This window comes from Bradyrhizobium sp. CCBAU 45384 (genome assembly GCF_028128665.1).
In the GTDB taxonomy this organism is placed as follows: domain Bacteria; phylum Pseudomonadota; class Alphaproteobacteria; order Rhizobiales; family Xanthobacteraceae; genus Bradyrhizobium; species Bradyrhizobium manausense.
In genome coordinates, this window is the sequence record NZ_LBIZ01000116.1 from 426874 (window position 1) to 439097 (window position 12224).

The window sequence follows — 12224 nt, forward strand, 5'->3', positions numbered from 1 at the left end:
TGACACATGGCCGAGGACAAGAAGCCGAGCGGACCTGATCTGACCAAGGGCGTGGCGATTGGTGATTTCAAGGAGGGCAAGCTGCTCGGCCATGTCGGCGAGGAGGACGTCCTGCTGGTGCAGGCCGGCAGCGAGATCTTTGCGATCGAGCCGCTTTGCAGCCACTATCATGGTCCGCTCGCCGAGGGGCTGGTGGTCGGCGACACCATCCGCTGCCCCTGGCATCACGCCTGTTTCGCCTTGCGGTCAGGCGAAGCCACGCGGCCGCCGGCGCTGAATGCGCTGGCAGCATGGGACGTCACGCGCGATCAGGACTGGATCACCGTTGCGCGCAAGCGCGAGGCGCCGAAGCCCTCGATCGCTCATCGCAGCGCGCCGACGTCAGAAAAATTCGTCATCGTCGGCGGCGGTGCGGCCGGCTTCGTGGCGGCCGAGACGCTTCGCCGCGAGGGCTTTGCCGGCGCCATCACCATGCTCAGCAATGACGGCGCGATGCCGGTCGACCGGCCCAACCTCTCCAAGGACTATCTCGCCGGCAACGCGCCGGAGGACTGGCTGCCGCTGCGCGGCGAGGACTATTTTCAGGACGCCGGCATCGATCTCAGGCTCAATACCAGCGTCTCGGGGATCGACCCGAAGACGCGCAGCGTCACGCTCGGCAATGGCGACAAGCTGCCATTCGATCGGCTGCTGCTCGCAACCGGTGCCGAGCCGGTCAGGCTGCAGATACCAGGCGCCGACCAGCCGCATGTCCACATCTTGCGCTCCGTCGCCGACAGCCGCGCCATCATCAAGGCATCAGGAAGCGGCAAGCGCGCGCTGGTGATCGGCGCCAGTTTCATCGGGCTCGAGGTCGCGGCCTCCTTGCGCGCGCGCAAGATCGAGGTTCACGTGGTCGCGCCCGAGGAGCGGCCGATGCAGAAGGTGCTCGGCCCCGAGATGGGCGACTTCGTCCGGTCACTGCACGAAGACAATGGCGTGATCTTCCATCTCAAGGACACCGTCGAGAAGCTCGATGGCACCCGTGCCACGCTGAAGAGTGGCGGCATGATCGAGGCCGACCTCGTCGTAGCAGGCATCGGGGTCAAGCCCCGCCTCGCGCTGGCGGAGCATGCGGGGCTTGCCGTCGATCGCGGCGTCAGCGTGAGCGAATATCTCGAGACCAGCGTCGCTGGAATCTTCGCGGCCGGCGATATCGCGCGGTGGCCGGATCCGCATTCGCGGCAGACCATCCGCGTCGAGCACTGGGTGGTGGCGGAGCGGCAGGGCCAGACCGCGGCGCGCAACATGCTCGGCAGACGCGAGCGTTTCGACGCCGTGCCGTTCTTCTGGAGCCAACACTACGACGTGCCGATCAACTATGTCGGCCACGCCGAGAGCTATGACGACATCGCGATCGAAGGCAGCATCAAGGACCGGGATTGCCTGTTGCAGTACCGCAAGGATGGCCGGGTGCTCGCCGTTGCCTCGATTTATCGCGATCTCGATAATCTCAAGGCCGAGCTCGAGATGGAGCGGTCGCGCGCTTGATCTGCGTCAACGTCGGCGGCCGCCTGGCTGATTTGCTGGTTGCGGTCCCGGGTCCCGTGCTATCTTGAAATGTGCTCTGGGGCATCACATGCAGGAGGTGCGTCATGACGTCTGCTTCGGATACCTCTTCCCATCTCGGCCTCGGTTCCGGCGTTGCGGCGCTGCATGGCAAATGGGGCTGGATCGTCGCCATGGGTGCGGTCTATCTCATCGCCGGCTTCGTCGCACTCGGCAGCGTCGTGATGGCAACGGTGGCGAGCGTGCTCGTGGTCGGTGCGATGATGATCGTCGCCGGTGCGGTCGAGATCATCGGCGCCTTCCAGATGAAGAGCTGGGGCAAGTTCCTGATCTGGGTGCTGCTCGGCGTGCTCTACGTCATCGCCGGCATCCTCACCTTCGACAACCCGCTGTTCGCGGCAGTCTTGCTGACGCTGTTCCTGGGCATATCGCTGATCGCCTCCGGCGCCGTCAGGCTGTTTCTCGCCTTCAGCATGAAGCGCGAGAGTCCGTGGGTGTGGGTCGCGTTATCAGGCGCCATCACGCTGCTGCTCGGCCTGTTGATCGTGGCGCGCTGGCCGGTCAACAGCGTCTACATCCTCGGCCTGTTCCTCGGCATCGATTTGATCATGGCGGGCGCAGGCTGGATCAGCCTCGGCCTCGCGCTGAAGCGGCGCGGATAGCAATCGGCAACTCGACGCCGGGCCGCCGACGAATCGCGGCGGCAACAAGGCCGTGCGCGACCTCGTCGCCGCGGCCACATCGTGGTGTTCAGCTAGAGTTCCCGGCCACTGCGGATTTCATGGGCGCCTGCGCGAGGGCTGGCCGCTGAGCGCGTAAGACTCCGGGGTATGTGATCGATCACGGCTGAGGTCATGTTGCTGACTCATTCCCTGTTTTAGACAGCGACAACGAAAACACGCGGGACCGCTTAGGTTCCCGCAACGGTTCCGCGGCCAGGGGTTGGCGCGAATTCGCAAGAGACTGGTGCAAGTTCAAGAACGCTGACGCGTTCGCTTGGCCATGTCCTGCGACATCGGGAACCGCACGAAAATCAAAGGAGATGTAATGGTGTTCCGCTCGAGCGCCGCAACTTGCGGCGCCCTGGTTGCGCTTGTCGTTTCAGTAACCGTTGCTCGCAGTGAAACAAGTGGGGTTCAATCAAGTGCCGTCGTCGAGGCCGCCTGCGAGGGAGCGATCGTTGGCGCTGCATCGACCTATAATCCGTTCAAGCCCGGCAAGGAGGAGGGCGGACCGAAAACGGCCTCCGGCGAGCGTTACGATCCCGAGGTGTGGACCGCTGCGATCAAGACGAGCTTGCGTCGGAAGTTCGGCGGGGTCCAATTCGGCGCGAGACCGAAATTTGCGCTGGTCGAAGCTGTCGGCAAGAAGGTCATCGTCAAGATCAACGACGTGGGGCCGCTCAGGCCCGGCCGCATCATCGACCTCAACGAGCGGACGATGCGCCATTTCGATCCGCGCATGAAGCTTGGCGTCATTCCCGACGTCACGGTCAGGCCGCTGTCCGGCAATGATTGGACACCGGGGCCGGTAGGCTGAAGCCTCGTTAATCTGGATCAACGAGGAAATGCCGCGGGATGGCGCGATGCGATCGCGCCTTCCCGCTCGCATCGTGCGGAGCCTCATCATGTGGGTCCTGAGGTATGTGTTCAGTCCCATGAGAGCACCGTCCCAGTCGCTTCAGCTGCGGTTTTGGCACAAACTGCACAGACGCGCTGCGTTATCATAGGTTAACTTTGGCCATGGGCAGCGAGCTGATCATACGTGTCGTCGTCGTTGCGGCCGCTGCTTTCACCGTGGCTGCCGCTTCCGTGCTCATTTTCGGCTATTGATCTATCTCAATCGACGCACCGCGCCCCGGCGTTTCCTGCGTTCGGCAGGACAGGCGGACGAGGTGCGATGATGCAGCCTTGGGCTTTGCATTCGCTGGTGTGGGGGCTGACGGCGATCGGCTTGATAGCCATCGTCTCCATGCTGCTTTGAGGCTGTCGGTACCCGAGCCGTTGCAGATCCAGGCGCGCCGGCGGACGATGAGGCATGATAGGCAAGCCCATCCTCCAAGCCCATCCTCATCGTGTTCGGCGGTCTTTCCGCCACCATGACGACGTCATGCCGATGGCGATCATCCCGCCTTGGCGATGCGGTTGTCCGCGCGCAGGTTCTGGAAGAAGTTTTCCACCTCCCGCGACAGCGTGTCCGCGGTCGCGGTCAGGCTGCTCGCCGCTGACAGCACCGAGGATGCCGCCGTATCCGTCTCGCCGATGGCGTCACGCAGCGAGGTGATGTTGGCGACCAGCGTCTCGTTGCCCTGGGCGGCGCTCTGCGCATTGGAGGAGATCTCGCGCGTGGCCTGGTCCTGCTGGCCGACGGCACCTGCTATCGCCGAGGTGACCTCGTTGATCTCGCGCACCGCGCCACCGATCTCGCGCACCGCATCCACCGCGTTGCGGGTGGAGGCCTGGATCATCGCGACGTTCTCGCTGATGTCGGCGGTTGCCTTCGCCGTCTGTCCCGCCAGCGCCTTCACTTCGTGCGCGACGACGGCAAAGCCACGGCCGGCATCGCCGGCACGGGCGGCCTCGATGGTGGCGTTGAGCGCGAGCAGGTTGGTCTGCTCGGCGATGGTCTGAATGAGTGTCAGCACGCCGTCGATGCGCTGCGTGGCGGCGGCAAGGCTCTCGATCTCGGCGATCGATTTCTCTGTGCGCTGGCCGGTCTGCTCGACCGCGCTTGCGCTCTGACGCACCTGGCGGCCGATCTCCTCGACGGAGGCCGACAGCTCCTCGGCCGCACCTGCGACCGCGGTGACGTTGTGCGAGGCCTGCTCGCTGGCGTTCGCTGCCGTTCCGGCGCGGTTGCTCGCATCCGCGGTGACGCGTGTGATGGTCTGCGCGGTCTCGCGCATGACACTGGCGTTGTCGCTGAGCCCGCGCATGATCGCGCCGATCGCCTCGCGGAACGCCTCGACCGATTGCTCGATATGGCGCGCGCGCTCTTCGTGCGCGGCGGAGTGCTGCGAGACCTGCGAGGCGAGGTTGCGGTTGCGGCCCATCGCGTCCTGGAACACCTCGATGGCGCGGGCCAGCGCACCGATCTCGTCGGCACGCCCCGAATGCGGCACCACGACATTCTCGGCGCCGTCGGCGACCTGCTTGATGGTCGCGGTGATCGCGGCGAGCGGCCGGGCGATCGAGCGGGCGATGATGATGATGCCGATCACGACCAGCGCCAGCGCGAGGCCGGCGAGGCAGGTCAGCACCAAGGACAGCGTGCGGTTGGTCTCGGTCTGAAGCGCGATCTGCCTGGCGCGCTCGGCATAGACCTTGGAGAGCGCCTCGAGGTCCTTGTTCAGCGCCGAGCGCACCGCGCGGTTGGCGTCGTTGTCGCCCCATTCGCGTCCCGCGGCTGCATTGATCTCGATGCCGCGGCGGACCAGCTCCTTGCGGAACTCGACGAACTGCTCGATGCGCTTCTTGAAGGTCGCGAACTGCTCGGCGTCATCGGCCTTGACGATGTTCTCCCAGCCCTTCACGACGCCGAGAATCTGCTCGTTGAACTTGAGCAGGCCCTCGCCGTATTTCTTCACCACCGCCGGCTCGGTCGACATGTAGACGCCGCGCGATTCCATCACGACCGCATAGACCAGCGAGTTGACGCGCTCGACATTCAACGCAGCCGCATTCGCCGTCTCGATCGCGCTCGTCAGCTCGGCACTGCGGCGGCTGTTGTAGTCGGACAGCATCGCGATCGCCGCGGTGAGCAGCGCGAACAGCGCGAAGATCGCATAGAGCTTGGTGGCAAGCGAGAAACGGCCTGCGAGGCCGGCGGCATTCCCAGATCGGTCGATTTGCATGCTGTTCGGGCCCAGATGGCCAGGAGCGGCCGGTGTGCGCGGTCGTATAAATTGACGCAAAACTATGCAGAATGAAGATGGACGCAGTGTTAACGCGCAAGTCCGGCGCGTGCGCCGAAGCTCGAGGGAAATGCGAGCTATCTCAGTGGTTTGGTGCCGCGCGATCGGTTCCCGGCAGATTGATCCGGGCATCGCCCGGAATGCCCCAAACATCGGCGTGCATACTGACCGTCAAGCGCGTATTCCCTGACACCAGCGCCGCCTTTCGCGCCGACCGGAGTCGGTCACTGGCCGACGATTTCAGGAGGGGCCTTTGGTCTATCGCCACACCATCGACGCCACGACCTATCGCTTCGCCGACCTACGCGACCTCCTGGCCAAAGCGACGCCGCCGCGCTCCGGCGACCGGCTGGCCGGCATTGCTGCCGAGAGCGCCGAGCAGATGATCGCCGCGCGAATGGCGCTGGCCGACGTCCCCCTCGGGCAGTTCTTGCAGGAGGCCGTCATTCCGTATGAAGCCGACGAGGTCACCCGCCTGATCATCGACAGCCATGACGCCAGGGCCTTGGCGCAGGTCTCTTCGCTGACGGTCGGGGCATTCCGCGACTGGCTGCTATCGGACGCCGCCACTCCCGAGACCTTGCGCAAGCTTGCGCGGGGCATCACGCCGGAAATGGCCGCTGCGGTGTCAAAGCTGATGCGCAACCAGGACCTGATCCTGGCAGCGCGGAAATGCGAGGTCACGACCGCCTTCCGCAACACCATCGGCCTGAAGGGGCGGATGAGCACGCGGCTGCAGCCCAACCATCCCTTCGACGACGCCAGGGGCATTACTGCCTCGATCCTCGACGGGCTGCTGCTCGGAGCCGGTGATGCCTGCATCGGCATCAATCCGGCGAGCGACGATCCGGCCGTGATCGGGCAATTGCTGCGATTGCTGGACGAGATCATCGCGCGGCTGAAAATCCCGACGCAAGGCTGCGTGCTGACCCATGTCACCACGACGCTGTCGCTGATCGGGCAGGGCGTGCCCGTCGACCTCGTCTTCCAGTCGGTCGCCGGCACCGAGGCTGCCAACCGCAGCTTTGGCATCGACCTTTCGCTGCTGAAGGAGGCGCACGCGGCCGGGCTGTCGCAGAAGCGGGGTACGGTCGGCCACAACGTGATGTATTTCGAGACCGGCCAGGGCTCGGCATTGTCGGCGGGCGCCCATCACGGCGTCGACCAGCAGACCTGCGAGGCGCGGGCCTATGCGGTGGCACGCGCTTATGCCCCGCTGCTGGTCAACAGCGTGGTCGGCTTCATCGGCCCGGAATATCTCTACGACGGCAAGGAGATCATCCGGGCGGGGCTGGAGGATCATTTCTGCGGCAAGCTGCTCGGCCTGCCGCTTGGCGTCGACATCTGCTACACCAACCATGCCGAGGCGGACCAGGACGACATGGATAATCTCCTGACGCTGCTCGCCGCGGCCGGCGTCACCTTCATCATGGGGGTGCCCGGCGCTGACGACGTCATGCTGAACTACCAGTCCACGTCCTTCCACGACGCGCTCTATGTGCGCGACGTCTTCGGTGTGGCCCGCGCGCCGGAGTTCGACGACTGGCTGGTGCGATCAGGCATTGCCGGCGTCGACTTCCGGCTTGCGGGCGATGCGGGCCTCTTGCCCGATTTTGCCTCGCGGCTGATCGCGTGATGCGAAAAGATCCGGCAAAACCCTGTTCGCCGCCGTGAACCGGGGAAACCACTGGCGCGTCTCACGAATTAGTTCGCTGCCACAATATTGAGGAATTCCGGTCGCAGCGTTACGCTATGTTTCTGGAGACCTCGTCAGTACCGTCAGCAGAACGTGGTTGGGGGAAGTTCGATGCGCGCTGAAAGCAACGGAACGAGCCGAAAGATTCTCTGCGTCTTTCCGCGTTACACCTCATCCTTCGGCACCTTCGAGCACGCTTATCCGCTGACCGATGGAGTCCGCGCCTTCATGCCGCCGCAGGGCCTGTTGCTGCTCGCGGCCTACCTGCCCAGGGAATGGCAGGTCAAATTCGTCGACGAGAACCTCCGCCGCACGACCAAGGAGGAGTTCGAATGGGCAGAGGCCGTCTTCGTCAGCGGCATGCACATCCAGCGCCAGCAGATGAACGACATCTGCCGCCGTGCCCATGAATTCGACCTGCCGGTGGCGCTCGGCGGTCCCTCGGTCAGCGCCTGCCCGGATTATTATCCCTCGTTCGACTATCTGCATGTCGGCGAGCTCGGCGATGCCACCAATCAGCTGATCGAGATTCTTTCGCGCGATACCTCGCGCCCCGAACAGCAGGTCGTGCTCACGACCAAGGACCGCGTGCCGATGACGGAGTTTCCGATCCCGGCCTATGAGCTCGCCGACGTGAAGCGCTATTTCCTCGGCAGCATCCAATATTCGAGCGGCTGTCCGTATGAGTGCGAGTTCTGCGACATTCCCGGCCTCTACGGCCGCAACCCGCGGATCAAGACGCCGCAGCAGATCATCGCCGAGCTCGACCGTCTGCGCGAATGCGGCATGACCGACACGGTCTACTTCGTCGATGACAATTTCATCGGCAACCGCAAGGCCGCGATGGACCTGTTGCCGCACCTCATCGAATGGCAAAAGAAGACCGGCTATGTGATGCGGCTCGCCTGCGAGGCGACGCTCAACATCGCCAAGCGTCCCGAGATCCTCAAGAAGATGCGCGAGGCCTATTTCATCACCATCTTCTGCGGCATCGAAACGCCGGACCCGGACGCACTGAAGGCCATGCACAAGGACCACAACATGATGGTCCCGATCCTCGAGGGCGTGCGCACCATCAATTCCTACGGGATGGAGGTGGTCTCAGGCATCATCATGGGGCTCGACACCGACAAGCCCAACACCTCCGATGCGCTGCTCGCCTTCGTCGAGGAATCACGCATTCCGCTGCTCACCATCAACCTGCTTCAGGCCCTGCCGAAGACGCCGCTGTGGGACCGCCTGGAGAGGGAAGGGCGCCTGGTCGACGATGAGGGGCGCGATTCCAACGTCGACTTCCTGCTGCCTTATGACGAGGTTGTCGCGTCCTGGAAGCACGCCATGAGCGTCGCCTACGAGCCCGAGAAGGTCTACGAGCGCTTCCAGTATCAATGCGACCACGTCTACGTGCACCGCCTCAAGATGCCGGTGCCGGACGAGATGAAGACCTGGGCCAATATCCGGCGCGGCCTCGTCATGCTGCGCAACATCTTCTGGAAGGTCGGCGTGCTCGGCGATTACAGGCGCGTGTTCTGGAAATTCGCGCTGGGGCGGATCCGCCGCGGTGACATGGAGGGCCTGATCGGCTGCACCATGATCGCGCATCATCTCATCACCTTTGCGCGGGCGGCCACCAGCGGCAAGCAGAACGCCTCGAACTATTCGATCCGCTTGCGCGAAGCTTCCGTTCCCGCCGAATGAGCGACGAGCCCGTTCCGGCGCGCCCGATCATCGACCTCAAATCGTTCACGCCTGCGCGCGTTGCGCTCGGGCGCAGTGGCGCGAGCCTGCCGACCAGGCCGCTACTCGATTTCACGCTGGCGCATGCCCGCGCCCGCGATGCCGTGCATGCCGCCTTCGACGCGCCGCGTCTGGTTGCCGAAGTGAGGGCGCTCGGCCTTGCCGCCACCGAGGTCCGGAGCCGGGCCGCCGATCGCGGCGACTATCTGCGCCGGCCGGATCTTGGACGGCAGCTCGATGCCGGCTCCGCCGCGACGCTGGAGCGGATTGCCGCCGCGCCGTGCCAGCTTGCGGTCGTCATCGGTGACGGCCTGTCGGCTGCTGCGGTCCATGCCCATGCGGCCAGGCTGCTGCAAAGCCTGCTGCCACGCCTCGCCGAAGAGGAGGCGGTCGCGATCGGCCATGTCGTCGTCGCCTCAGGCGCGCGCGTCGCCCTTGGTGACGAGATCGGCGCTATCATCGGCGCCCGCATGATCGTGATGCTGATCGGCGAGCGGCCGGGGCTATCAGCGCCCGATAGCCTCGGGGCCTATCTGACCTTCGCGCCGAAGCCCGGCCTGACCGATGCCGAGCGCAATTGCGTGTCGAACATCCACAAGGCCGGCTTGAGCTATGACGAGGCGGCCCTCAAGATCGCCTGGCTGGTCCGCGAGGGGCTGGCGCGCCAGGTCACGGGCGTGGCGCTCAAGGACGAGAGCGCCGACCGCGCCCCGCGTCGAATCGGCACGGCCGTGCCAGAATGACGGGCATTCCGGCAAAATCGCCGCATCTTGATCGATTCGGAGACCCCCGGCGTGCTTGCGAGAAGGGCGCTTGACCTGCTAAACCGCTGCCGGCGATTTTCCGCGCGTTTTCAACGGGCAAGCCTCCCATTGGTATGGCGTTTTCAAGCCGTTCGCGGAGCGCAATAAGCTCTCAAGACCGAGTCGATTGAGGAACTGGACAAAGGCATGCTCGAAAAGCACCGCGAGAATGAGGTTCATGTCGACAAGGTCGAGCAGGGGCCTGCGTCCTCCATCGCCTTCGGGCTGGAGCGTCTCGGGCTGATCGCGGTCCGGGCGCCGATCGTCTCCTGCGTCATCCTGCTCGCGCTGATCGTCGCCGCCGTGTTCGGCATCGAGCGGATCAAGATCGACGATTCGCTGTCGCAGCTGTTCCGCTCCAACACCCGCGAATTCCGCCAGTACGAAGAGGTGACCAAGAAGTTCCCGGCCGAGGAGTTCGACGTCCTCGTCGTGGTCGAGGGCAAGACCCTGCTGGCGCGGAATAACCTCGAGAAGCTCCGTGACTTCGTCACCGACATGCAGCTGGTCGAGGGCACGCGCGGCCTCGTCTCGCTGTTCTCGGCGCGTCAGGCGCCGGCGCCGGGCAAGCTGCCGGCCGCTCTGTTCCCGGCCGAGCTGCCCGAGGGCGCGGCCTATGACCAGTTCATCGAGACCGTCAAGAACAACGAGATCATCCGCGGCAAGCTGTTGTCCGAGGACGGCACGCTCGCGCTGATCGTGCTCTCGCTCGATCCGCAGGTGGTCGCCTCCAGCAAGCTCGGCAAGGTCGTCGGCGACATCCGCGCGCTGATGAAGGAGGATCTCGGCGACACCGGGCTCAGTGTGCAGCTGTCCGGCGTTCCGGTGATGCAGCTCGAGATCCGCAACGCGGTCGAGCGCGACGGCCTCACCTATAACATCCTCGGCATTCTCGCCGGCTGCATCATCGCCATCATCTTCTTCCGCAAGATCTCGTTCATGGTGGTGGCGGCATTCCCGCCGATGATCGCGATCCTGATCGCACTTGGCGCGCTCGGTTGGGCCAATTTCAATCTGAACATGTTCCTGAACGTGATGACGCCGCTCATCATGGTGATCTCGTTCTCGGACTCGATGCAGCTCACCTTTGCCGCGCGCGACCGGCTGATCGCAGGACAGGACAAGTTCACCGCGTTCAGGAACGCGGTGCTGGTGGTGGGCCCGGCCTGCGTGCTGACGCATGGCACCGCCGGCATTTCCTTCATCGCGCTGCAGTTCTCGGACTCCGACCTGATCCGCAAGTTCGGCGAAGCGGGCTTGGCTGCCACTATCATCGCGCTCATCACGGTGCTGTCGCTGGTGCCGGTGTTCGGCGTGCTGTTCGTGCGCAACGAGAAGATTTTTGCGGTCAAGTTCCAGAGCGCGGACGCCGGCGTGCAGGCGCTGCGCAATTTCTGCTACTGGATCGCGGTGCGCATGGTCGGCCGGCCCGGTCTGTTCAGCCTGATCGCGCTGCTGTTCGTCGGCAGCCTCGGCGTCATCTACGCCAATCTTCAGCCGCGCTACCGGCTCGCCGACCAGGTGCCGGACAAGCGCCAGGCGGTGGCCGCCAGCAACCGGCTCGACGCCAAGCTGACCGGCGCCAATCCGGTCAACGTGCTGATCACGTTCCCCAAGGGTCAATCACTGTACTCGCCGGAGACGCTGCAAACCATCGCAGACGTGCATGCGACCGTCGAGAAGGCGGCCGGTGTCGGCAACGTTTGGTCGCTAGAGACGCTGCGCCGCTGGCTGGCGGAAAAGGCCGGCAGCAGCGACGTCGCGACGCTGAAGGAATACGTGGGCGTCATCCCCGAGCATCTGGTGCGACGCTTCATCGATGCCGAGCAGGATGCGGTGGTCGTGGCCGGCCGCGTGCCGGACAAGGATTCCAGCCAGCTTCTGCCGATCGTCGACAAGCTCGATTCCGAGCTCGACGTCGTCCGCAAGAAGCATCCCGGCTACGAGGTTGCCGTCACCGGTCTTGCCGCCATCGCCGCGCGCAACTCGGCCGGCATGATCGAGAAGCTGAACCGCGGCCTCACTGTCGAATTCGCGCTGGTCGCGATCTTTATCGGTCTTGCCTTCCGCTCCTGGGTCGTGATGCTGGCCTGCATCCTGCCGGGCATCTTCCCGGTGGTGATGTCGGGAACGGTGCTGTGGGCAATGGGCGAGGGGCTGCAATTCGCCAGCGTCGTCGCGCTCACCGTCTCGTTCGGCCTCGGCCTGTCCGCGACAATCCACTTCCTCAATCGTCTGCGATTGGAGAGCAAGCCCGGCGTCGGCTCGGCGCTCGCGGTGGAGCGCGCGACCGTGCTGGTCGGACCTGCGCTGATCCTGACCACGGTGGTGCTGGCCTGCGGCCTCGTCGTCACCGTCTTCTCGGACCTGCCGTCGCTGCGGCTGTTCGGCTGGCTCAGCGCCTTCTCGATGGTGGCGGCACTGGTCGCCGACCTCTTCATCCTGCGGCCGACGGCGATGTGGCTGATCAACCTGCACGCCAGGCTGCACGGCGCCGACAAGCCGGCGATCTGAGCGGGACGACTAA

General features: G+C 64.7%; 8 protein-coding genes. 7 read left to right on the forward strand and 1 reads right to left on the reverse strand.

Annotated features, from left to right (window positions below):
* Positions 1-6 precede the first annotated feature (6 nt).
* From XH80_RS31465 to XH80_RS31475, 3 genes are all read left to right on the forward strand, one after another.
* Positions 7-1530, forward strand: a complete 1524-nt coding sequence (locus tag XH80_RS31465) for an FAD-dependent oxidoreductase (RefSeq protein ID WP_271601944.1) — start codon at positions 7-9, stop codon at positions 1528-1530.
* 104 nt (positions 1531-1634) lie between these two features.
* A complete protein-coding gene (locus tag XH80_RS31470; RefSeq protein ID WP_271601945.1) occupies positions 1635-2210 on the forward strand; it encodes an HdeD family acid-resistance protein in 576 nt (191 codons plus the stop codon).
* A gap of 385 nt (positions 2211-2595) precedes the next feature.
* On the forward strand, positions 2596-3087 hold the full coding sequence (locus XH80_RS31475) for a septal ring lytic transglycosylase RlpA family protein (protein WP_271601946.1): 492 nt from the start codon (positions 2596-2598) through the stop codon (positions 3085-3087).
* A 583-nt stretch (positions 3088-3670) separates the two neighbouring features.
* On the opposite strand, the gene XH80_RS31480 is transcribed toward XH80_RS31475, so the two are convergent.
* Positions 3671-5401, reverse strand: a complete 1731-nt coding sequence (locus tag XH80_RS31480) for a methyl-accepting chemotaxis protein (RefSeq protein WP_271601947.1) — start codon at positions 5399-5401, stop codon at positions 3671-3673.
* 313 nt (positions 5402-5714) lie between these two features.
* Between XH80_RS31480 and XH80_RS31485 the strand changes: the two genes are divergently transcribed.
* From XH80_RS31485 to XH80_RS31500, 4 genes are all read left to right on the forward strand, one after another.
* The gene (locus tag XH80_RS31485; RefSeq protein WP_271601948.1) at positions 5715-7097 is read left to right on the forward strand and encodes an ethanolamine ammonia-lyase subunit EutB; all 1383 of its coding nucleotides are present in this window, start codon (positions 5715-5717) and stop codon (positions 7095-7097) included.
* A gap of 171 nt (positions 7098-7268) precedes the next feature.
* The gene (locus XH80_RS31490; RefSeq protein ID WP_271601949.1) at positions 7269-8855 is read left to right on the forward strand and encodes a B12-binding domain-containing radical SAM protein; all 1587 of its coding nucleotides are present in this window, start codon (positions 7269-7271) and stop codon (positions 8853-8855) included.
* Positions 8852-9637, forward strand: coding sequence for an ethanolamine ammonia-lyase subunit EutC (gene eutC, locus XH80_RS31495; protein WP_271601950.1), 786 nt, complete (start codon positions 8852-8854; stop codon positions 9635-9637). Before XH80_RS31490 ends, eutC begins: the two co-directional genes overlap by 4 nt.
* A gap of 207 nt (positions 9638-9844) precedes the next feature.
* Positions 9845-12211 carry an efflux RND transporter permease subunit gene (locus XH80_RS31500; RefSeq protein WP_271601951.1) on the forward strand — a complete coding sequence of 789 codons (2367 nt, stop codon included), beginning with the start codon at positions 9845-9847 and terminating at the stop codon, positions 12209-12211.
* Positions 12212-12224: the final 13 nt, after the last annotated feature.